The following is a 23101-nucleotide window of genomic DNA, read 5'->3' as shown; positions in this document are numbered from 1 at the left end:
ACGCGGGTCTATCACAGGTCGCGCTGCGGTGTCGCCAGGGACAAGAACGCCCCGAGGCCGATCAACCCGTCCGGCGTGGACGGCAGGTACTCGGTGAGGTAGCTCGACCGGACGACGAACGCCGCGTACTTCGCCCGGCTGATCGCGACGTTGAGCCGATTCCGGTTGAGCAGGAACGAGATTCCCCGCGGCGCGTCGTCGGCGCTCGACGCCGTCATCGACACGAACACGACGGGAGCCTGCCTGCCCTGGAACTTGTCGACGGTGCCGACCTCGACCTCGGACAGGCCGGCGGCGTCCAGTCGGCGCCGCAGCGTCACCACCTGCGCGTTGTACGGCGTGACGATCAGGACGTGCCGCGCGGCGAGTGCGACCGTGCCGTCCTCGTCGGTCCACGCGCTGCCGAGCAGGCGCTGGATCGCCGCGACGATCGCATCGGCCTCCTCGGGGCTGTCGGTCGAGTTGCCGTCGTGGTCGACCTCGAGGACCCGGACGCCCGGGGCGACGCCGTCGAGGTGTCGCGCGCCGCTGACCTCCTCCGCCGACGACAGTCGGCCGTCGTAGGACAGCCGCGACACCGGCCGGCAGACGTCGGGATGCATGCGATAGGACAGGTCGAGGAAGTACCCGCGTTCGGGCGGCAGCGTGTGGTGGCCGTCCACCAGCCAGCCGAGGGCAGACCGGTCGACGGGTTCGGGATGGGTGCCCTGGCTGACCTGGGGGAGCTGCTGCGGGTCGCCGAGCAGCAGGAGGTTCCGCGCCGACGCCGCCACGGCGATGGTGCCGGCCAGGCTGAACTGGCCCGCCTCCTCGATCACCAGCAGGTCGAGGCTGAGCCGCGGGACGCGGTTCTCGTTCGCGAAGTCCCATGCCGTACCGCCGATCACGCAGCCGTCGTGGTCGGCGACGAAGGCGGGATAGTCCTTCTCCTTCAGGTCCACCCACGGTGCGTCCGGGCTCTTCTTCTTGCCGACGCGCGATCCGTCGACACCTGCGCGCAGAACGTCGGCGAACAGGTTCTCGACCACGGCGTGCGACTGTGCGACCACGCCGATCCGCCAACCGTGCTCGTCGACCAGGCGGGCGATGACCTTCGCCGACGTGTACGTCTTGCCGGTGCCAGGCGGGCCGTGCACCGCGACATAGGACGAGTCGAGATCGAGCAGTGCGGCGGTGATGTCGTCGGCGACGACACCGGTGCGGGGGAGCGGCCCGGCGCGCAGGGTGCGCGGCGGGCGGCGCAGCAGGATGTCGGTCACCGCGTCCGCGGGCAGGTTGGGCAGGCCGGCGCCGACGAGGGCCGCCGTCGCGGAGATGGCTTCCTTCAGCGGCTTGGTGGGCACCGGTGAACCGGGTGTGAGCGCGAAGGGCAGCTGGTCGAAGACGTCGCCACCCGTGGGCTGCTTCTCGACGATCACCACCTCGGTGGGCGCCTCGGGGTCGTTGCATTCGATCACCGTCACGCCGACGAACCCGCGACGGTCGGGGTCCTCCGCGGTGCCGACGGGTGCGGGCGGGTCGTAGAGGGCGAACATGTCGTGCGACAGATCGCCGTTCGCGATCTCGCCGATCAGTCGGACGTGGCGCTGTGGCTTGCGGGCCTTGGGTGGCTGGTGCCAATCGGTGACGACCTCACCGCGGTCGGCGACGAAGACGGATCCGTTGTCGGCCCACTCCTCGACGGGGTTGTTCACCCGGTCGAAGTGCGCCCACCAGAACGGCTTGTCCTCGCGCTCGTGATAGCCGCGTGCCGCCGAGAACATCGCCACCGCAGTCTGTTCCGCGGTGCGCTCCTCCACGCCGTCTCCGGCGAACGACATCAGCGTGCGCTCGAGATCGTCGGCCTTCTCGACGCGTGCCTTGGCGTCGTCGTCGCGAACGGGCTGCGGACCGCGCGGCGGCACCCCCGATTCGATGGCGCGCGCCATCAACCAGTCGCGCAGCCGGCGCGTCGACCGGCAGTCGTAGCGGTTGTAGTCCTCGATCTCCTTGAGGACGGCGTCGGCCTCGGCAATGTGCCCCTCGTTGCGCAGCGCGCAGTAGCGGGCGTACTGCGTGATCGAGTCGGTGGCGGTGGTCACCTCGCCGTCGCGCAGCTCGTTGCCCATGTAGAGCGGCTCGAGGTACTTGATGCTGTAGCTCTCGGTGCCGACTCGAATGCTCTTGCGCACCAACGGGTAGAGGTCGACCAGGATGCCGTTGCGCAGCAGGTCGTCGACGTCGTTCTCGCCGACGCCGTAGCGTCCCGCGAGCCGCAGCAGCGTGCTCTTCTCGTAGGCTGCGTAGTGGTAGACGTGCATGCCCGGATGGCGCTTGAGCCGCTTGCGGACGAACGCGAGGAAGTCGACGAGGGCCTGACGTTCACTCGCGCGGTCGTGCGCCCAGTACGGGGTGAACTCGTCGCCGACGGTCAGCACGCCCCACAGGTATTCGAGGCCCCACTCCCGTCCGTTGACCGTCCACAGTGGGTCTCCCTCGAAGTCGAAGAAGAGGTCGCCCCTGTCCGCATCGGGTAGCACCATCAGGGGCTGCGGGTCGATCACGCGGTAGGGCGGCTTGCCGTCGACGCGCTCGGCGACCTGCAGCCGGGCCTGCTCGGTCAGCGCGGTCAGCGTGCGGGTCGACACCTCCGGCACCGGCCCGGTGTGCTCCGCCAGCGCGTGCAGCGTGGTGACGCCGGCGTCGAGCAGTCGGGCGCGCTGCGTGACCCGCATGCCCGCGACGAGCAGCAGGTCGTCGCTCTCCCGCACTCGCACCTCGCACTCGGCGCATCGGAAGCAGGCGCGGACGCCCTCGTCGGCCCACTCGACGGCCGACCCGCCGGCCAGGTGGTCGTCGAGGAGCCGCTCGAGGGCCGCTCGGCGGGGCAGGTAGACGGGCAGCAGTTCGTCGACCCGGTAGGTGGCGATCGTGCCGTCGCCGAGCACGAGTTCGACGTCGTCGGCCACCGGGACCCCGCTGCGGGCGAGGGCGTCGGCGTAGGCGGCCAGCTGCAGCAGCGCCTCCACCTTCACCGAGCGGGCGAGCTTGGTGTCGCGGAGCCGGTACCGGCCTTCGTCGAGGACCAGGAAGTCGGCGAATCCGACGAAGCGGCCGTCGAACATCGCCGCCTGGTAGACGGCGGGCGCCCGTCGCTCGACGGCCGCCCAGGTGGCCTCGGCCGCGGCGATGAGTCCCTCGACGGTGTAGGTCGGCTTCCCGATGACGACGACGTTGCCGTCCGCCTCCGCCGCGTCGTCGCGCAGCTCGTCGAGGTGCCGGCGCTCGTGCTCGAGTCCGAGCGCGGCGGTGCGGGCGAGCAGCTCGTCGTCCGACGACACCTTCGGCCCCCAGCCGAGCTGGGCGTCGAACGACCGCAGCAGCGCATACTCGCATCTCGCCGCGGCGGCGAGATCCGAAGCGCTGTAGACGACTTGGCCGTCGCTGGTCAGGAACACGCCCGCCACTGTAGGTCAGGGGTCCGACGCGGCTGCGCCCCCGCGCCGCTGCCCCTTCCGCGCCGAAACGGCATTCCCTGTCGTCACCGGGCCCTGTGCACAACTACTGCTGCTGTCTCGACGACTGTCGGACCGGCGACGGACGCTTCCGCCATGGCAATCGTCTTCCTCGGCAGCGAGGCCCTCGACCGCAAGCAGGTGACGTGGGGGCAACTCCGGCGGCACTACCGCGCGATCTATCCGGACGTGTACCTGCCGGTGATCGCCGAGCCGTCGCTCTACGCGAACACCGTCGGCGCGTGGCTGTGGTCGAAGCGGCGCGGACCGATCACCGGTCGCGCGGCCGCGGCCTTGCACGGCGCGAAGTGGGTGGCCGAGACGACGCCGGTCGAGATCATGTGGACCAACAACCGGCCGCCACCCGGGATCATCACGCGCGACAACCACTTCCTCTACGACGACGTCATGGAGATGGACGGCATGGCGGTGGCGACCCCGCAGCGAGCGGCGTACGACCTGGCGAGGTTCCTGCCGCGCGACCAGGCCGTCGCGCACCTCGACGCGCTCGCGGGTGCGACGGGTCTTGCGGCCGACCACGTCGCGCCGCTGATCCACAGGTACAAGGGTGCCCGTGGCATCCGAGGGCTGCGTGCCGCGGTGGACCTGATGGACGGCGGGGCGCAGTCGCCGAAGGAGACGTGGCTGCGGCTGCTGCTGATCGACGCCGGGTATCCCCGCCCCCGGACTCAGATCCCGCTCCTCGACGACTGGGGCAGCGAGTTCGCGTTCCTCGACATGGGCTGGGAAGACGTGCGAATCGCCGTGGAGTACGACGGCGACCAGCACCGCACCGACCGCCGGCAGTACGCCTGGGACGTCAAGCGGCTTCGACTCGTCGCGGAGCACGACTGGCTGCACGTGAAGGTGATCGCCGAGGACCGGCCGCGCGATGTCCTCGAGCGCGTCGGGCAGGCATGGGCGGCGCGGGGCGTGGCGGTGCCGGGCCCGCAGATGGGGGACTCGACGTCGCGGCGAGCGTCACCGCGGCGAGCGCCATCGCGGCGAGCCAGTAATCACGGTCGCTGAGACGGCCGCTCCGCGACAGGGAATGCCGTTTCGGCGAAAAACCAGCAGCGGCGAGAGGCCGCGGCTAGCCGGTGTTGCCGATCAGCTCCACGCCGCTGCCGTTCCACCGGAAGCGCACGACGCTCTTGAGGCTCGTCATGTCGTTGGAGTACATCAGCGCGACGGTGTCGCCGGTCGTCGCGGCGTCGTCGATGCCGTTGAAACCGTAGGTGTCGGGCACGCCGGTGGGGATGAACTTGCCGAGGTGGAACAGCACCGCCCGGGTGTTGGGGTTGGCGGCGTTGGTGTTGGCCTTGACGATGACCGCAGACAGCGGCGCGCACTCGTTGTAGTTGCCTGCCAGCGGCTCGGAACTCCACGGCTGATCGCTGCGGGGGTCACGGGGGAGGTCGGAGACGGCCTTGGCGATCTCGGGGGCGGCGAGGTTCACCGCGCACGGATCGGCCGGGGCGGGCGTCGTGGTCGGGCCCGCCGCGACGGTGGGGTCGGGAGCGGGCGGGGCGCTCGACGCCGTCGGGCTGCCGGGAGCCGTGCCCTCCGGGGTCTTGGAGACGGTCGAGTCGCTGGACCCGCACCCCGCGAGAGCCACGGCCGCGGCGACGACGAGCGGAACCACCACGGCGCGAGAGTGCCGTCGCATCACCCGTCCGGCTCTAATTTCCCGTCGCTCTGCTCGCCCCACGCGCATCACAACAGGGCACGGTACCCGCCCGGTTGGCCGCGAGGCGGTTGGTGGCGTCGGGAACCCGTAGACTTACACACCGATGACGTCGCCCGAATCGGAAGCCCACGGCCCCGAGACCACCTTTGCCGACCTGCAGATACACCCCAAGGTGCTGCAGGCCCTCTCCGACGTCGGCTACGAGTCGCCGTCGGCCATCCAAGCCGAGACCATCCCCGCGATGATGGCCGGCTCCGACGTGGTCGGACTCGCTCAGACCGGCACCGGCAAGACCGCTGCCTTCGCGATCCCGATCCTGTCGAAGATCGACACCGAGAGCCGCACCACGCAGGCGCTCGTCCTGGCGCCCACCCGCGAGTTGGCCCTCCAGGTCGCCGAGGCGTTCAGCCGCTACGGCGCTCACCTGCGCGTCAACGTGCTGCCGATCTACGGCGGCACGTCCTACGGTCCGCAGCTCGCGGGACTCAAGCGGGGCGCGCAGGTCGTCGTCGGTACGCCCGGCCGCGTGATCGACCACCTCGAGAAGGGCAGCCTCGACGTCTCGCACCTCGACTACATGGTGCTCGACGAGGCCGACGAGATGCTGCAGATGGGCTTCGCCGAGGACGTCGAGAAGATCCTCGCCGAGACCCCCGAGTACAAGCAGGTCGCGCTGTTCTCGGCGACCATGCCGCCGGCGATCCGCAAGATCACCAGCAAGTACCTGCACGACCCGGTCGAGGTCACGGTCAAGTCGAAGACCCAGACCGCCGAGAACATCACCCAGCGCTACATCCAGGTGTCCGGCCATCGCAAGATGGACGCGATCACGCGGCTGCTCGAGGTCGAGCCGTTCGAGGCGATGATCGTGTTCGTCCGCACCAAGCAGGCCACCGAGGAGGTCGCCGAGAAGCTGCGGGCGCGCGGCTTCAACGCCGCCGCCATCAACGGTGACATCGCCCAGGCCGCCCGCGAGCGCACGATCGCGCAGCTCAAGGACGGCACGATCGACATCCTCGTCGCGACCGACGTCGCCGCCCGCGGTCTGGACGTCGAGCGCATCTCGCACGTGCTGAACTACGACATCCCGCACGACCCCGAGTCGTACGTGCACCGCATCGGTCGCACCGGCCGCGCCGGGCGTGCGGGCACCGCGCTGCTGTTCGTCTCGCCCCGCGAGCGGCACCTGCTGAACTCCATCGAGCGGGTGACCCGGCAGAAGCTCGTCGAGTCGCAGCTGCCGTCGGTCGACGACGTCAACGCCCAGCGGGTGGAGAAGTTCCGCGAGTCGATCACGAACGGCCTGAGCAACCCGGGCATCGATCTGTTCCGCAAGCTGATCGAGGAGTACGAGCGCGACAACGACGTGCCGATGGCCGACGTCGCCGCCGCGTTGGCATTGCAGAGCCACGACGGTGGCGAGTTCCTGATGACGGAGCCCCCACCCGAGAAGCGCCGCGAGCGTCCCGAGCGCGACTCCCGCGACGACGGGCCGCCGCGCAAGCGCCGCGACACCCGTGACGATCTGGCCACGTACCGCATCGCGGTCGGCAAGAACCACCGGGTCATGCCCGGCGCCATCGTGGGTGCCATCGCCAACGAGGGCGGGCTGCACCGCAGCGACTTCGGGCACATCTCCATCCGGCCGGACTACTCGCTGGTCGAACTGCCCAAGAAGCTCTCCAGCGAGACGTTGAAGAAGCTGGAGCGCACCAAGATTCAGGGCATGCCGATCAAACTGGTGCTCGATCGCGGACCCAAGCCCTTTAGAGGCAACAAGCCGAGGTGACGTTCCGGGCGAGCGGAGCGGCGGGTGATGCTCCGGGGGAGGCGGGACGAGGGGCCGACGTGCGGCCCGATGCGGCCGAGGGTGGTCTGGAGGCCACCGGCCCCGGCCGGGTCGGCTCGCTCACGGGCGTACGTGCGCTCGCCGCGATCCTCGTGGTGCTGACGCACGCGGCGTACACCACCGGCAAGTACACCCACGGCTATGCCGGACTCGTCTACTCCCGCATGGAGATCGGCGTACCGATCTTCTTCGTGCTGTCGGGGTTCCTGCTGTTCGGCCCGTGGGTGCGTGCCACCGCGTCCGCTCGCGAGGCGCCGTCGGTGCGCCGCTACGCCTGGCACCGCGTGCGACGCATCATGCCGGCCTACGTCGTGACCGTGCTGGTGGCGTACGCGATCTACCACTTCCGCCACGCCGGGCCCAACCCCGGCCACACGTGGGAGGGACTGCTCCGCAACCTCACCCTGACCCAGATATACACCGATCACTACTGGATCACCTTCCTGCACCAGGGGTTGACGCAGATGTGGAGCCTGGCCGTCGAGGCCGCGTTCTACGTCGCGCTGCCGCTGCTGGCCTACCTGCTGCTGGTCGTGCTGTGCCGCAGGCAGTGGCGGCCGGGCCTGCTGCTCGGTGGTCTGGCGGCGCTGACGCTGATCACGCCGGCGTGGCTGGTGCTGGTGCACGTCACGCACTTCCTGCCCGACGGCGCGAAGCTTTGGCTGCCGACGTATCTCGCCTGGTTCGTGGGCGGCATGCTGCTCGCGGTGCTCCGCGAGATGCGCGTGCGCGCCTACGCGCTGGTCTGCATCCCGCTGGCGCTGGTGTGCTACCTCATCGCGTCGACGCCGCTGACCGGCGCGCCGACGACGTCGCCGTCGGAACTCCGCGAGGGGATCGCCAAGGCGGTCTTCTACGCCGTCATCTCGACGCTGATCGTGGCGCCGTTGGCGCTGGGGGACCGCGGGCTGTTCGCGCGGGCCATGGCGAGCCGACCGATGGTCTTCCTCGGTGAGATCTCCTACGAGATCTTCCTGATCCACCTCGTCACCATGGAGTTGGTGATGGTCGAGATCCTGCACTTCCCGATCTACACCGGGTCGACGTTCTGGCTGTTCGTGGCGACGATGGTCGTGACGGTGCCGCTGGCGTGGGTGCTGCACCGCTTCACACGCGTCCGCTCCTGACACCCCCGCGCCCACGGCTGGAGGGGTCATCCCCGACTTCAAGATCACCGGACCTGCGAATTGACCGCGGGGTCAGTTCGGCGACCGTAGTCTGAGGCCCTCGGTGTCGAGAAGACGGTTCCGGGATCGCCTGTCGGCGATGACTTCGGCGATCGGATGCCCACGATGTCCACCCACCAGGAGACTCCCGAGGTCCGGCGCGACATCCTGCCCATCCCCGACCCGCAGCACGTCGGCCTGACGACGTACGACGCGAAGGATCCCCACACCACCTATCCGCCCATCACCATGCTGCGGCCGCCCGAGGGGGCGCCCAACGTGCTGATCGTGCTGATCGACGACGTGGGCTTCGGTGCGGCGACGGCGTTCGGCGGGCCGTGCAACACGCCGGTGGCCGACCGGCTCGCCGAGAACGGGCTGAAGCTCAACCGCTTCCACACGACGGCGCTGTGTTCGCCGACGCGGCAGGCGATGCTCACCGGCCGCAATCATCACTCGGTCGGGATGGGTGGCATCACCGAGATCGCGACGTCGGCGCCGGGGTACAGCAGCATCAGGCCCAAGGACAAGGCGCCCATCGCAGAGACGTTGCGGCTCAACGGGTATTCGACGAGCCAGTTCGGGAAGTGTCACGAGGTGCCGGTGTGGGAGGTATCGCCGGTCGGGCCGTTCGGGCAGTGGCCCACGGGATCGGGGTTCGAGCACTTCTACGGGTTCATCGGCGGCGAGGCCAACCAGTACTACCCGGGTCTCTACGAGGGCACCAAGCCCGTCGAGCCGGAGAAGACGCCCGAGGAGGGCTACACCCTCAACGAGGACTTGGCCGACCGCGCGATCACGTGGGTGCGTCAGCAGCAGGCGCTGACGCCGGACAAGCCGTTCTTCATGTACTACGCGCCGGGCGCCACGCATGCGCCGCACCACGTCCCCAAGGAGTGGTCGGACAAGTACAAGGGGAAGTTCGACGAGGGCTGGGACGTGCTGCGCGAGCAGATCCTGGCCCGGCAGAAGGACCTCGGCGTCGTGCCACCCGACGCCGAACTCACCGCGCGTCCTGACGAGATCCCCGCATGGGACGACATGTCCGCCGAGTTGAAGCCGGTGCTCGCCCGGCAGATGGAGATCTACGCCGGCTTCCTCGAGCAGACCGACTACGAGATCGGCCGGCTAATCGATGCGATCGACGACCTCGGCGCACTGGACGACACGCTGATCTACTACATCCTCGGCGACAACGGCGCGTCCGCCGAGGGCACGCCCAAGGGTTGCTTCAACGAGATGATCACGCTGAACGGGCTCCCCGACATCGAGACGGACGAGTTCCTGCTGTCGAAGATCGACGACTTCGGCACCGCCGATGCCTACAACCACTACGCGGTGGGCTGGGCGCACGCGCTGTGCACGCCGTACCAGTGGACCAAGCAGGTCGCCTCGCACTGGGGCGGCACCCGCAACGGCACGATCGTGCACTGGCCGGCGGGCCTCGCAGCGAAGGGTGAGTCCCGCAACCAGTTCCATCACGTCATCGACGTCGCACCGACCATCCTGGAGGCGGCGGGCATCCCCGCGCCGACCATCGTGAACAGCATCCAGCAGGCGCCGCTGGAGGGCACCAGCATGTTGGCGACGCTCCGGGACGGCGGTGCCCCCGAGACACACGACCTGCAGTACTTCGAGATGTTCGGCAACCGCGGGGTGTACCACCGGGGGTGGACCGCGGTGACGAAGCACCGCACCCCGTGGTTGCAGGATCAGCCGGCACTCGACGACGACAGGTGGGAGCTCTACGGACCGGACGACTGGTCGCAGGCGCACGACCTGGCAGCCGAGCAGCCGGCTAAACTCGCCGAACTGCAACGGCTCTGGCTGATCGAGGCGGTGAAGTACGACGTCCTGCCCATCGACGACCGGTCCGTCGAGCGCTTCCTGCCCGAACTCGCGGGACGGCCGCAGCTGATCCGCGGCACCACGCAGACACTGTTCTCCGGCATGCGCCTGCTGGAGAACTGCGTCCTGAACGTCAAGAACAGGTCGCACACCGTGAGCGCCCGGATCGTCGTGCCGGAGGCCGGCGCGAGCGGTGTGATCATCGCCCAGGGCGGCGGGGTGGGTGGCTGGTCGCTCTACGCGCACGAGGGCATGCTGAAGTACTGCTACAACTTCTTCGGCATCGAGTACTTCTACGTCGCCGCCGACGAACCGCTGCCCACGGGCGACCACCAGGTGGCGATGCACTTCGCCTACGACAGAGGCGGTCTGGGCCTCGGAGGCACCGTCACGCTGCACTACGACGGGCGTGCCGTCGGGTCGGGACGGGTGGACCGGACCGAACCGCTGGCATTCTCCGCCGACGAGGCCTGCGACGTCGGGTCGGACACCGGCTCACCCGCGTCCCAGGACTACGGCCCGCACGGCAACCGGTTCACCGGCAGCGTCGCGTGGGCGAAGATCGACATCGGCGACGACAGTCACGATCACCTGGTGACGGCCGAGGACAAGCTGAACCTCTCGCTGGCCAGGCAGTAACGGTCAGCGCGACGCGCGGTCGCCGAGTACCACGGGCAGGACGAACTCCTCGAGCATCGTGCGCTCGTCGGCGTCGTCGCGTCCGGGAAAGAGCAACAGCGAGATCATTATTCGCACTAGCCACCGGGCGCGACGCTCGACGTCGTCGACGCCCAGCGAGGCCAGGTACGCCTCGGCCAAGCCCTTGACGACCTCCGAGCGTTGCGCCATCTCACCGCCGATCGGGCGCTGCGCGGGTGCGAACCACGATGACAGCGCGGGGCTTTCGCGTACCCGTCGCAGCGCCGCGAGGACCACGTCGACGATGCGGTGAGCTGGGTCGGCGGACGTCGTCGGGTGGTCGAGCAGGTCTCGGAACACCCGCTGGGCCTCGCGGTGCACGTAGGCGGTGTACAGCGCGTCGCGGTTCTCGAAGTAGCGGTAGAGCGTGGCCCGTGAGCAGCCCGCGGCTTTCGCGACGTCGTTCATCCCGACGGTGGCCGCCTCCCGGCGCGTGAACAGGTCGTCGGCCGCGTCGAGGATGCGGTCCGCGGCCGCCTCCGTTCTGCTGTCGGCCAGCCAGTCGCCGGCCATCACCGAGACGCCCGCGGGAGCACGGTGAACGGGATCGTCGTCGGGCGTCGCACGTAACTGCCACCTGCCCACACGATCCCGTCCTCGTCGACCTCGAAGTGGGGGATGCGCGCCAGCAGTTCCTCGAGCGCCACCCGTGACTGCATGCGAGCCGCGGCCGCGCCGAGGCAGTGGTGGGCACCGTGGCTGAAGGTGAGGATGTTGCGCGGCCGCCGGGTGACGTCGAGTTCGCCGGCGTCGTCGCCGTAGTGGCGCTCGTCCCGGTTGCCCGAGCCGTAGAGGAACATGACCCGCCGGCCCTCGGGGATGGTCGTCCCGTCGATCGTCACGTCGCGGGTGACGGTGCGGCCCAACATCTGCACCGGTGAGGTGAGCCGAAGGAACTCGTCGACCGCGCCCGCGATCATGTCCGGATACTCGGCTAGCAGCCTGCGCTGATCGGGCCGCTGGTGCAGGAGTTGCACCGAGCCGCCGAGCATTCCAGTCGTGGTGTCGTTGCCGCCGGTCACCATCGTGAACGCGAACGCCAGGATCGACAGGACGCCTGCGACGTCGCCGTCGGCGCCGATTCCCGCGGCCACCAGGTGCGAGACCGTGTCGTCCTCGGGGTCGACACGCCGACGTTCGATGAGCGCGGTGAAGTAGGCCATCATCTCGCCCAGGGCATCGCCGAGGCCCTCCAGCGCGCCGCCGATGCCGCCCTCGACGGTATTGGCGGCCACGATCGCGTCGGTCCAGCCGTCGAACCGTTCGCGGTCGGACTCCGGGACGCCGAGGTAGTGGGCCACCACCATCGAGGGCAGCGGTTTGAACAGATCGGCGACGACGTCACCGCCCCCGTCCGCGCGGAGCCTCTCGATCCGGTCGACGACGAACGCGCGCACCGTGGGTTCGACGGCCTCCACCTGGCGCGGGGTGAAGCCGCGGGACACCAGCCTGCGGAACTCTGTGTGCCCGGGCGGGTCCTGCATGACCATGGGCGGATTGTCGGCCAGGCCGATGAGGTCGAGTTCGCCGTAGTTGACCGTCAGGCCCAGCGCCGAGGAGAAGGTCTCGTGGTCGCGTGCCGCCGCGAAGACGTCGGCGTGCCGCGACAACACGTAGTAGTCGTGGTCGGGTCGGTCATCGGGCACCACGTGGTGGACCGGGTCGTGGTCGCGCAGCGCGCGGTACATCGGCCACGGATCGGGCCAGGTCTCCGCGGTCGCCGGCTGGAACACCGCGGGGCCGCAGTGAGACACATCAACGCTCATGTCTCATTAATACGACAGTCGGCGAGCATTGTCAATCACACGTTCGAGTCCGCCGATCGGGGGACGGCGGGTTCATCCCGGTATTCCACCGATTGCCCGACGCGCGCGGGACCTCGGTCGCGACATAGTCGTCTCATCCGCAGAACCCCGCGGTGATCACCCGAATGAAACGCTCACACAGAAGGATTGAACAGATGTCCGACATCGCTCGCATCGTCGCCCGCCTCGTCGCGGTGCCCGCCGTCGCCGGGGGCATCGCCCTCGGCCTGATCGGCACGGCCCATGCCTCGCCCGCCCCCGTCGCGCCCACCCCGGTCGCACCGGGCCCGGTCGGCCCCGGTTACCAGTACTACCCCGATCACTACGCGCCTCCGGCACCGACGCAGAGCCCGGGCTGGCAGCACCACCACGGCCCGAACCACATGCACTGACCCCGCGTGCACCGACCGATGCGAGCCGCGAGCCCTCCCCGACCCCGGGAGGGCTCGCCTGGCGTCTGCATGTCCGGCCCACCCACGGCAGTGGTAAGGCTACCCTTACCCTGAGGCGGAATCGTCGCCGTGGAAGGGGTTCGATGGCACGCGGACTGCAGGGCGTGATGATGCGCGGGTTCGGCGCACGCGACCACGAGGTGACGGTGCTGGGCAAGGAGTGGCTGGCGCCGCACGTCCTCCGCATCCGGTTGACGTCAGAGACGGTGTTCGACGACGCCGTCGCCGAACCGACCTCGTGGCTCCGGTTCTGGTTCCCCGACCCCGACGGCTCGGAGACCGAGTTCCAGCGGGCCTACACGATCAGCGAGGCCGACACGTCGACCGGCCACCTCGCGATCGACGTCGTCCTGCACGAGCCCGCGGGCCCGGCATCCGCCTGGGCCCGCACCGTGGAACCGGGCGCGACGATCGCAGCGATGTCGATGGGTTCCAAGGGGTTCACCATCGCCGACGACCCCGCCGACCGACCCGCGGGTTACCTACTGGTCGGCGACGCCGCGTCGATCCCCGCGATCAACGGCATCATCTCGGCCGTCCCGAACGACATCCCCATCGAGGCCTATCTCGAACAGCACTCCGACGACGACCCCGCCATCCCGCTCGGCGAGCACCCGCGCCTGCGCGTCCACCGGGTCGTACCCGCGGACGCGGCGACGCTTGCCTCGGCCATCGAGTCGCGGGACTGGTCCAACTGGTTCGCCTGGGCGGGCCCCGAGGCGGGCGTGCTCAAACACCTGCGGACCCGCCTGCGCGACGACTTCGGCTTTCCGAAGCAGGAGATCCACGCCCAGGCGTACTGGACCCGCGGCCGTGCGATGGGCACCAAGCGCGGCGAGCAGGACGTCGCGGCGGTCGACCCATCACCCTCGTCCGAACCGTCCGTGTCTGCGCCGGCGGCCGTGCCGACGCCCACGGCTGCGGCCCCCGGCACCTGGCGGGCGCGGGGTGCGGGGCGGCTGCTCGCCCCCGTGAAGAGCCCGCTGATCGTGTCCGGTGTGCTGCAGGCCCTGATCACCGTGATCGAACTCGCGCCGTTCGTCCTCCTGGTCGAGTTGGCCAGGCTCCTGCTGTCCGGCGCGGAGTCCGGACGCCTCTGGACGCTCGGGCTCGCGGCGGTCGTGCTGATCGGCGTGGGCACCGGGCTCGGGGCGGCCCTGACGTGGTGGCTGCACCGCGTCGACGCGGCGTTCGCACGTGACCTGAGAAGCCGGCTGCTCGTGAAGACGTCGCGCCTGCCGCTCGGCTGGTTTACCGCCCGCGGTTCCGGATCGGTCACGCAGGTGGTGCGGGACGACACCCTGTCGCTGCACTACCTGGTGACGCATGCCGTTCCCGATGCCGTCGCGGCCGTGGTCGCCCCGGTGGCCGTGCTGGTCTACCTGTTCGTCGTGGACTGGCGCATCGCGCTGGTGCTGTTCGTGCCCGTGCTCGCGTACCTGATCCTGATGTCGGTCATGACGATTCAATCCGGCAGCAAGATTCAGCAGGCCCCCCGCTGGGCCGAGCGGATGAACGGCGAGGCCGGGGCGTACCTCGAGGGCCAGCCCGTCGTGCGGGTGTTCGGCGGCGCCGCCGCATCGACCTTCCGGCGCAGGCTCGACGACTACGTCGACTTCCTCGTCACCTGGCAACGGCCGTTCGTCGGCAAGAAGACGCTGATGGATCTGGTCACCCGGCCCGCGAACTTCCTGTGGCTCATCGCGATCGTCGGGACGCCGCTCATCGTCACGGGCCGAATGGATCCCGTCGACCTGCTGCCGTTCCTGCTCCTGGGCACGACGTTCGGTGCCCGGCTGCTCGGCATCGGCTACGGACTCGGCGGAATCCAGGGCGGCATGCTCGCCGCGCGTCGCATCCAGGCCGTGCTCGACGAGCCCGAGCTGACCGTTCACCCGGGCGGCTCGACCGGGACTGAGTCGACCGGGGCGGATGCGCCCGGAACGGTTCGCGTCGAGGGCGTCACGTTCGGCTACCGGCCGGACGTGCCCGTCATCAGAGACGTCTCGGTGACGCTGCGACCGGGCACGGTCACGGCGCTCGTCGGACCGTCGGGCTCGGGGAAGTCCACGCTCGCCGCCCTGGTCGCCCGATTCCACGACGTGCAGCGGGGCACGATCAGCGTCGGTGGCGACGACGTGCGCACGCTCGCCGCCGACGACCTCTACCGCCGCGTCGGCTTTGTGCTGCAGGACACGCAGCTGGTGCACGGCACGGTGGCCGAGAACATCGCGCTGGCCGACCCCGGTGCCGATCCCGAACGGATCCGAGACGCCGCCCGTGACGCCCAGATCCACGACCGGATCGAGCGACTGCCGGACGGCTACGACACGATCCTGGGCGCGGGGTCCGGGCTGTCGGGCGGAGAACGCCAGCGGCTCAGCATCGCCCGCGCCATCCTCGCCGACACCCCGGTCCTGATCCTCGACGAGGCGACGGCCTTCGCCGACCCGGAGTCGGAGTACCTCGTCCAGCAAGCCCTGAACCGGCTCACCCGCGACCGGACCGTGCTGGTCATCGCCCACCGGCTGCACACCATCACCCATGCCGACCAGATCGTCGTCCTCGACGACGGCCGGGTCGCCGAGAGCGGTACCCACGAGGCGCTCCTCGCGGCCGGCGGTCGGTACCGGGCCATGTGGGACTCCGGGCGGACCGCGGTCGCGGCGGGGGAGGTCGCCCGATGATCCGCACACTGCTCGCGTTGATGCCCGCCGAGCGGCGCGGCGCGGCCGCCCGGTACGCCGTCCTCGCGATCGTCTCGGTGCTGCTGCGCGCCGCCGGCACCGTGCTTCTGGTGCCGCTCGTCGCCGCGCTGTTCGGCGAGGATCCCGCCGACGCCTGGACCTGGGTCGGCTGGTTGACCGCCGTGACGGTCGGCGGCTGGATCGTCGACACCGTCACCGCGCGCATCGGTTTCGACCTGGGCTTCGCCGTGCTGGACCGTACGCAACACGACGTCGCCGACCGGCTACCCGACGTCCGGCTGGACTGGCTCGGGCGCGACAACACCGCCACGGCACGGCAGGCGATCGCCGCCACCGGCCCGCAACTCGTCGGCCTGGTCGTGAACCTGCTGACGCCGCTGATCGGCGCAGTACTGCTGCCGGCCGCGATCGCCGTTGCGCTGCTGTGGATCTCGGTCCCGATCGGCCTGACGGCTCTGGCCGGGGTGCTGGTGCTCTTCGGCGCGCTCGGCCTCTCGGGCGGGCTGACGCGGCGCGCCGACGCCGTGGCGGACGAGGCGAACACCGCGTTCACCGAACGCATCATCGAATTCGCCCGCACCCAGCAGGCGCTGCGCGCCGCGCGACGGGTGGAGCCGGCACGCAGCCTCGTCGGAGCCGCACTCGACGCCCAGCACGGCGCGGGTCTGCGGCTGCTCACCGCGCAGATACCCGGCCAGCTGCTGTTCAGCCTCGCCAGCCAACTGGCGCTCATCGCCCTCGCCGGCGTCACGACGTGGCTGACCGTCCGCGGCGAACTGGGCGTCCCCGAGGCCATTGCGCTGATCGTCGTGACCGCGCGCTATCTCGAGCCCTTCGCCGCGCTCGCCGAACTCGCCCCCGCGCTGGAGTCGACGCGCGCCACCCTCGGCAGGATCGCGACCGTGCTGGGCGCGCCGACGTCGTCCTCGGGCGATCGGGGCCGCGGTGGCGACGCACCACCGCGGATCGAGTTCGACGACGTCCGGTTCTCCTACGGTGGCGAGCCCGTCCTGGACGGGCTGACCTTCACCCTGGACGCTGGTGCGACGACGGCCATCGTGGGACCGTCGGGGTCCGGCAAGAGCACCATCCTCGCGCTGATCGCCGGACTCCACGAGCCCACCGCCGGACGGGCGCTGTTCGACGGCGTCGACCTCGCCACCCTCAACCCGGAGGCACGCCGCGCCGCCGTCAGCATGGTGTTTCAGCACCCGTACCTGTTCGACGGGTCGCTGCGGGAGAACGTGCTCGTCGGCGATCCGGCGGCCACCCCCGACGTCGTCGCGGCGGCGACACGGCTGGCGCGCGTCGACGAGCTGACCTGCCGGCTGCCCGACGGCGACCGGACGCCGGTCGGCGAAGGTGGCGCCGCGCTGTCCGGCGGCGAGCGGCAACGCGTCAGTATCGCTCGGGCCCTGGTGAAGTCGGCTCCCGTGCTGCTCGTCGACGAGGCGACCAGCGCGCTCGACACCGAGAACGAAGCCGCGATCGTCGACGCGCTGAGCGCCGACCGGCGGACCCGGACGCAGGTGATCGTCGCGCACCGGATGGCGAGCATCCGCCGGGCAGACCGCGTGCTATTCGTCGAGGACGGCGCGGTGGTGGAGGACGGCACCATCGACGAGCTGATCGCCGCCGGCGGCCGGTTCGACGAGTTCTGGCGGCAGCAGGCGGCCGCCGCGGAGTGGCAGATCGCCACCCGCCGGCCCTGCTAGGGTTCGGTCGTGATCCGCAACGTGGTAATGGCCAAGCTGGTCGCCGACCATGACGTCGACGAGGTCGCCTCCATCCAGGACGGTCTGCGCAACCTGGACCTCCCGGGAACCCTGCGGTACACCGTCGGGTCGGATGCGGGCCTGCGCGAGGGCAATTGGGACTTCGTGATCGTCGCCGACTTCGCAGACGTCGACGCCTACCGGGCCTACGACGCCGATGCCGCGCACAACGAACTGCGCGCGCGTCTGGCGCCGATGGTCGAGCAGATCGCCCGCGCGCAGTTCGAGCTTCCCGCCTAGATCCCCGCTCCGGGGTTGAGGATGCCGTCCGGATCCAGTGCGGTCTTGATGCGTCGGTTGAGTTCCATGACCTCGGGTCCGAGGTAGCCCGCCAGCCACGGCAGCTTCATGCGGCCGACGCCGTGCTCGCCGGTGATCGTGCCGCCGAGACCGACGGCGAGGTCCATGATCTCGCCGAACGCCGTGTTGGCGCGTTCGGTCATCGCGGCGTCACTGGGGTCGAACACGATGAGCGGATGGGTGTTTCCGTCGCCGGCGTGCGCGATCACCGAGATGAGCAGCCCGTGCTGAGCCGCGATCTTCTCGATGCCGCTCACCAGGTCGGCCAGCGCGGGCAACGGGACGCCGACGTCCTCGAGCAACAGCGACCCCTTGGCCTCGACGGCGGGGATCGCGAACCGCCGGGCCGCGATGAACGCCTCGCCCTCGTCGGGGTCGTCGGTCGAGAAGACCTCCGTCGCACCGTGTTCGGTGAACACCCGGGCCATGAACTCGGCGTCCTCGCGGCCCGCCGCGCCGCGGTCGTCGGACGCCGCGACCATCATCGCGGCGGCGTCGCGGTCCAGGCCCATCTTCAGCTTGTCCTCGACGGCGTTGATGGCGACGGCGTCCATGAACTCCAGCATCGACGGCCGGATCTTGCCGGTGATGGTGACGACGGCGTCGGCCGCGGCGGACACCGAGTCGAACGACGCGACTACGGTGCAGCCCCGGTACTGGGCGGGCAGCAGCTTCAGCGTCACCTCGGTGACGATGCCGAGCGTGCCCTCGCTGCCCACGAACAGCTTCGTGAGGCTCAGTCCCGCAACGTCCTTCAGCCGCGGGCCACCGAGGCGGACCGCCGTCCCGTCGGCGAGGACGACCTGCATGCCGAGCACGTAGTCCGACGTGACGCCGTACTTCACGCAGCACAGCCCGCCCGCGTTGGTCGCGATGTTGCCGCCGATGCTGCAGATCTCGTAGGACGACGGGTCCGGGGGGTACCACAGCCCGTACTCCGCGACCGCCTTCTTGACCTCGGCGTTGAACAGGCCCGGCTGGGTGACGGCGGTGCGGGTGACGGGGTCGACGGCGATGTCGCGCATCCGCTCGGTCGACAGCACGATGCCGCCGTCCAGCGCGGTGGCGCCGCCCGACAGTCCCGAACCGGCGCCGCGCGGCACGACCGGAACGTGGTTGGCGGTGGCCCACCGCATGACCGACTGCACCTCCTCGGTGCGCAGCGGCCGGACCACCGCCAGCGGTGTCCCCGCGGCCGGGTCGGCGGCCCGGTCCTGGCGGTAGGACGCCAGGATGTCGGGATCGGTGACGACGGTGCCCTCGGGCAGTTCGGCGATCAGGGCGCTCAGCGCTGAGTCCATCCCACGATGGTAGGCGTCGTCCGGGCGTCGGCGGCAGCAACGTCGCGGCGGATCGAGGATGCCTCGACGAGTGCCATCGAGATTCGACGAGTCGCAGGTGGGCCCGGGAATCGGGCGGTAGCCTCACCCGATGGCAGCCCGCTCCTACGGTCAGCACTGTGCCGTGGCGAAGAGCCTCGACGTGGTCGGGGACCGATGGACGCTGCTGGTGGTCCGGGAACTGCTCGACGGGCCGCGTCGGTACCGCGACCTGCTGTCCGCGCTCGCCCCGATCGCCACCGACGTGCTGGCCGGCCGGCTACGGGATCTGGAGGCGTCCGGCCTCGTGGACAGGCGGGCCCTGCCGAGGCCCGCGTCGGGTGCCACCTACGCACTGACGGGCGACGGCCGCGCACTCGAGGACGTCATCAACGCCTACGCCCGGTGGGGCAGGCATCTCATCGAGCGCCGATCGCCGGGTGACGTGGTCCGGCCCGAGTGGCTGGTCCGCGCGGTGCGGGCCTACGTCCGACCCGACCGGGACGGCCCGCCGGTGTCGCTGCGTCTCGCGACGCCCGACGGCAGTGCCGCGGTGGCCATCACCGCCGACCGGATCGACACGCTGGCGGACGACGAGGACGTCGACGTCACGCTCAGCGGAGCGGCCGAGATCGTGGCGGCTGCAATGAATCCCGCACGGGTCGCCGAACTGCTGACCGCCGGCCGACTACGGATCGACGGCGATCCCGACGCGGTGCGGCGACTCGGCCAGCTGTTCGCACCCGTCCCGGTGCGAAGCTAACCCTCGGGCGAGCGGTCCAGTTCGCGCAGCGCGGGCAGGAACACCGCGATGGCGCCCAACAGCAGCATCGGCAGCGACAGGGCGAGGAACGTCGCGTGCAGACCGGTCGCGTCGGCGAGCGGGCCCGCGACGATCAGGCCCAGCGGCCCGGCCGCGTACGCCAGCGATCCCATCACCCCGACCACCCGGCCGCGCAGGTGCGCGGGGGCCCGCGTCTGCATGACGTAGTTGTAGATCGGCGCGATCGGGCCGTAGACGAAGCCGAGAATCGCGGAGACCACCAGGATCACCGGCAGTGGCGGCAGGAACGCGATGACCGTCATCGCGACGCCAAGCGTGATCACCGCCGTCAGCATGATCGTGCGGCGCCTGGAGTACTTGCTCAGCACGGCGTAGCCGAGCGCGCCGACCAGCCCGCCGAGGCTGAGTGCCATCAGGACCCAGCCCAGTTGGGCCGGCTCGTCGCGATCGGTGAAGTACTTGGGGAACAGGACGCTCTCCACCGGCATGTAGAGCCCCGTCGCGGTGAGGTCGACGAATGCGAGCGTGCGAAGGACCGGGGTGTTCCAGACGAACCGCAGGCCCTCGACGATTCCCGCCCAGACCTGCGGCAGGTGCTCGCGGTCCGGCGTGCCCGCACCCTCGAGTCGCAACACCGCGATGGCGGCGATCGACAGCAGGAACGCGCAGGCGGTCACCCACATCGTGTCGATGCCGCCCAGCGTGGCGATCAGCAGGCCTCCGATGCCGGGGCCGACGATGTAGGCGAGGTTGAAGATCGCCTCGTACACGCTGTTCGAGCGGTCCAGCGTCCAGCCCGCCCGCTGCGCGGCCTCGGGGAGCATGGTTTCCCGCGCGGTCATCCCCGCCGGGTCGAAGAAGGCGCCCAGCGCGGCCAGGCCGGCGAGCACCGCGACGTCGATCGCGTCGACGCCGAACACCCACGCGATCACCGGCACCGCGGCCACCGACAGCGCCGACAGCAGGTCGGAGATCATCGACACCCGTCGCCGGCCGAGATAGTCCACGGCGGCACCGGCGATCAGCGTTGCGACGAGCAGTGGCAGCGTGCCGGCCATCGCAACGATCGACGCCTCGACGGCAGAACCGTTGCGCTGCAACACCAGCCACGGGAACGCGACGAGGGAGATGCCGTTGCCCGCTCCTGCGGTCAGTGCCGCGAAGAAGATCAGGTAGAGCGGGCCGGTGGAGGTCTTGATCATGAGGTATCGGGGAGAACCTACAGCGGCCGGGCCTGCCCCGCGACGGATTATCCGACGCCGCACCGAGGTGCACGTGCGTGCCGGTGCAGAGTGTGGGTGTGCTGCTCCCGCATCCCCGCACCGGGGTGGACTTCGACTCGCCCGTGCCCGTCGGCGCCGGATGGCCCGGTGACCCCGCCCGGCCCGACACGGTGGTCGCCAAGACCGCGGCGGGCGTCCGAGCCGCGGCCAAGCGCCTGCGGACCGTCGAGGAGGTCGACGCGGCGGTGAGCGTCTGCCGGGCCTGCCGACGACTGGTCACCTGGCGCGAGGACGTCGCGCTGGCCAAGCGCAGGTCCTTCGCGACGGAGCCGTACTGGGGCCGACCGGTCCCCGGCTTCGGGTCCACGACGCCGTCGATCCTCATCTTGGGGCTGGCACCCGCGGCGCACGGCGCGAACCGGACGGGACGGGTGTTCACCGGTGACCGCAGCGGCGACTTCCTGTTCGCGGCACTGCACCGGGCCGGGCTGGCCAGTTCGCCGACACCCGTCGACGCCGCGGACGGTCTCACGCTGACCGACACGCGCATCGTCGCGGCCGTCCGGTGCGCACCGCCGGACAACGCCCCGACGCCGGACGAGCGCGCCACGTGTGCGCCCTGGCTGGACGCCGAGTGGCGACTGATCTCGCCGACGGTGCGGGTGATCGTCGTGCTGGGCGGGTTCGCCTGGCGCGCCACGCTCGACATGCTCCGCGCCGCGGGCGAAACGGTGCCGACGCCGATGCCCAAGTTCGGCCACCTGGCGACGACGGTCGTCGGTGACGTCACGCTGGTCGGCTGCTTTCACCCCAGCCAGCAGAACACCTTCACCGGCAGGCTCACCCCCGACATGCTCGACGCCGTGTTCGTCGCCGCCAAGGCCGTGTGATCCGTCATGCCTTGAGGGAACGGATCACGCAGCCGTGGCGTTGGACGGTTGATGCGACTCTCGGTACTCGACCTCGTCCCCGTACGCAGCGACCAGACCACCGCGGCCGCCCTCTCGGCGACCGTCGGCGTGGCGAAGACCGCCGACGACCTCGGCTACACCCGTTACTGGCTCGCCGAACACCACAACATGCCCGCAGTGGCCGCGACGAGCCCGCCGGTGCTGATCGGCTACCTCGCCGCGCAGACCGCGCGCATCCGGCTGGGCTCCGGCGGCGTCATGCTGCCCAACCACGCGCCCCTGGCGGTGGCCGAGCAGTTCGCCCTGCTCGAGGCTGCTGCGCCTGGCCGCATCGACCTCGGCATCGGCCGCGCACCGGGCAGTGATCCGGTCACCTCGATGATGCTGCGCGGCCCCGCCGGCCGCAGCGACGAGGACATCGAGCGCTTCCCGCAGTACCTGGACGACGTGACGGCACTCATGAGCGCGAACGGCGTCGGGGTGACGATGCGGGGCCGCGACGAGGGTTACGTCCTGAAGGCGACGCCTGCCGCGGCCTCCGAGCCGCGGCTGTGGCTGCTCGGCTCCTCGACGTACTCGGCCCATCTCGCGGCCGCCAAGGGCCTGCCGTACGTGTTCGCCCACCACTTCGCGGGTCAGGGCACCGAGGAGGCGCTCGCGATCTACCGCGAGGAATTCCGGCCCAGCGACGTCGCGGCGGAGCCCACCACGTTCATGACGGTCAACGCGTCGGTCGCCCCGACGCGCGCCGAGGCGGAGGAACTGCTGCTGCCGAACCTGCTGATGATGGCGTGGCTGCGCACCGGACGTCCGCTCACCCCGATCGACCTGGTCGAGGACGCCCGCACGATCGCACTGACCCCGCAGCAGAAGGCGGTCGTCGAGTCCGGGCGCAAGCAAGCCATCGTGGGCGATCCCGCGGAGGCGGCCGAGCAGGTGCGCGGCATCGCCGCCCACTTCGGGGTCGACGAGGTCATGGTCAACCCGGTCGCGTCGGCCTACCGCGGAGTCGACCCGGCGACCGCGCCGGCCCGGGAGACCACCTTGGAGCTGCTCGCGAAGGAGCTGTTCTAGGGGT

At 70.4% G+C, this 23101-nt stretch carries 17 protein-coding genes; 11 read left to right on the top strand and 6 right to left on the bottom strand.

Annotated features, from left to right (window positions below; all coding sequences use genetic code 11):
- Positions 1–11: 11 nt before the first annotated feature.
- Positions 12–3437: a TM0106 family RecB-like putative nuclease gene (locus tag G6N64_RS26385; protein WP_163800746.1), complete on the bottom strand. Its 3426-nt coding sequence runs from the start codon at positions 3435–3437 to the stop codon at positions 12–14.
- Between the two features lie 153 nt (positions 3438–3590).
- Between G6N64_RS26385 and G6N64_RS26380 the strand changes: the two genes are divergently transcribed.
- Positions 3591–4523, top strand: coding sequence for a type IV toxin-antitoxin system AbiEi family antitoxin (locus G6N64_RS26380; protein ID WP_246230817.1), 933 nt, complete (start codon positions 3591–3593; stop codon positions 4521–4523).
- A 64-nt stretch (positions 4524–4587) separates the two neighbouring features.
- Here G6N64_RS26380 and G6N64_RS26375 read toward each other — a convergent pair whose 3' ends face one another.
- Positions 4588–5163 (bottom strand): LppP/LprE family lipoprotein, encoded by a 576-nt coding sequence (locus G6N64_RS26375; protein WP_163800745.1) that lies wholly within the window; start codon positions 5161–5163, stop codon positions 4588–4590.
- Positions 5164–5287: 124 nt separating this feature from the next.
- Between G6N64_RS26375 and G6N64_RS26370 the strand changes: the two genes are divergently transcribed.
- From G6N64_RS26370 to G6N64_RS26360, 3 genes are all read left to right on the top strand, one after another.
- A complete protein-coding gene (locus tag G6N64_RS26370; protein ID WP_163800744.1) occupies positions 5288–6973 on the top strand; it encodes a DEAD/DEAH box helicase in 1686 nt (561 codons plus the stop codon).
- A 59-nt stretch (positions 6974–7032) separates the two neighbouring features.
- Positions 7033–8160: an acyltransferase family protein gene (locus tag G6N64_RS26365; protein WP_163800743.1), complete on the top strand. Its 1128-nt coding sequence runs from the start codon at positions 7033–7035 to the stop codon at positions 8158–8160.
- Positions 8161–8316: 156 nt separating this feature from the next.
- Positions 8317–10686, top strand: coding sequence for an arylsulfatase (locus tag G6N64_RS26360; protein WP_163800742.1), 2370 nt, complete (start codon positions 8317–8319; stop codon positions 10684–10686).
- A gap of 3 nt (positions 10687–10689) precedes the next feature.
- On the opposite strand, the gene G6N64_RS26355 is transcribed toward G6N64_RS26360, so the two are convergent.
- Together G6N64_RS26355 and G6N64_RS26350 are read right to left on the bottom strand one after the other, a co-directional pair.
- On the bottom strand, positions 10690–11259 hold the full coding sequence (locus G6N64_RS26355) for a TetR/AcrR family transcriptional regulator (RefSeq protein ID WP_163800741.1): 570 nt from the start codon (positions 11257–11259) through the stop codon (positions 10690–10692).
- A complete protein-coding gene (locus tag G6N64_RS26350) occupies positions 11259–12512 on the bottom strand; it encodes a cytochrome P450 (RefSeq protein WP_163800740.1) in 1254 nt (417 codons plus the stop codon). Before G6N64_RS26350 ends, G6N64_RS26355 begins: the two co-directional genes overlap by 1 nt.
- A 194-nt stretch (positions 12513–12706) precedes the next feature.
- Here G6N64_RS26350 and G6N64_RS26345 point away from each other — a divergent pair, with 194 nt between their 5' ends.
- The 4 genes from G6N64_RS26345 to G6N64_RS26330 all read left to right on the top strand — a co-directional run bounded on the left by G6N64_RS26345 (position 12707) and on the right by G6N64_RS26330 (position 17726).
- Positions 12707–12943 (top strand): hypothetical protein, encoded by a 237-nt coding sequence (locus tag G6N64_RS26345; protein ID WP_163800739.1) that lies wholly within the window; start codon positions 12707–12709, stop codon positions 12941–12943.
- 143 nt (positions 12944–13086) lie between these two features.
- Entirely contained in the window at positions 13087–15690 is a 2604-nt protein-coding gene (locus tag G6N64_RS26340; RefSeq protein ID WP_163800738.1) for an ABC transporter ATP-binding protein/permease, read from the top strand.
- The gene (locus G6N64_RS26335; RefSeq protein WP_163800737.1) at positions 15687–17426 is read left to right on the top strand and encodes an ABC transporter ATP-binding protein; all 1740 of its coding nucleotides are present in this window, start codon (positions 15687–15689) and stop codon (positions 17424–17426) included. Before G6N64_RS26340 ends, G6N64_RS26335 begins: the two co-directional genes overlap by 4 nt.
- Positions 17427–17435: 9 nt before the next feature.
- Positions 17436–17726, top strand: coding sequence for a Dabb family protein (locus G6N64_RS26330; protein ID WP_163800736.1), 291 nt, complete (start codon positions 17436–17438; stop codon positions 17724–17726).
- Here G6N64_RS26330 and G6N64_RS26325 read toward each other — a convergent pair.
- On the bottom strand, positions 17723–19087 hold the full coding sequence (locus tag G6N64_RS26325; protein WP_163800735.1) for an FAD-binding oxidoreductase: 1365 nt from the start codon (positions 19085–19087) through the stop codon (positions 17723–17725). The two genes, G6N64_RS26330 and G6N64_RS26325, sit on opposite strands and share 4 nt — an antisense overlap.
- A 130-nt stretch (positions 19088–19217) precedes the next feature.
- Between G6N64_RS26325 and G6N64_RS26320 the strand changes: the two genes are divergently transcribed.
- Positions 19218–19868, top strand: a complete 651-nt coding sequence (locus tag G6N64_RS26320; RefSeq protein WP_163800734.1) for an HxlR-like winged helix-turn-helix transcriptional regulator — start codon at positions 19218–19220, stop codon at positions 19866–19868.
- Here G6N64_RS26320 and tap read toward each other — a convergent pair.
- The gene (gene tap / locus G6N64_RS26315) at positions 19865–21091 is read right to left on the bottom strand and encodes a multidrug efflux MFS transporter Tap (protein ID WP_163800733.1); all 1227 of its coding nucleotides are present in this window, start codon (positions 21089–21091) and stop codon (positions 19865–19867) included. The genes G6N64_RS26320 and tap overlap by 4 nt on opposite strands.
- 98 nt (positions 21092–21189) lie before the next feature.
- Here tap and G6N64_RS26310 point away from each other — a divergent pair, with 98 nt between their 5' ends.
- On the top strand, positions 21190–22002 hold the full coding sequence (locus G6N64_RS26310; RefSeq protein WP_163802138.1) for a uracil-DNA glycosylase: 813 nt from the start codon (positions 21190–21192) through the stop codon (positions 22000–22002).
- Between the two features lie 51 nt (positions 22003–22053).
- Entirely contained in the window at positions 22054–23097 is a 1044-nt protein-coding gene (locus tag G6N64_RS26305; RefSeq protein WP_163800732.1) for an LLM class flavin-dependent oxidoreductase, read from the top strand.
- Positions 23098–23101: the final 4 nt, after the last annotated feature.

The organism is Mycolicibacterium sediminis, from assembly GCF_010731735.1.
In the GTDB taxonomy this organism is placed as follows: domain Bacteria; phylum Actinomycetota; class Actinomycetes; order Mycobacteriales; family Mycobacteriaceae; genus Mycobacterium; species Mycobacterium sediminis.
Note: the sequence above shows the minus strand (reverse complement) of the source record. Positions and strands in the feature narration are given on the sequence as shown.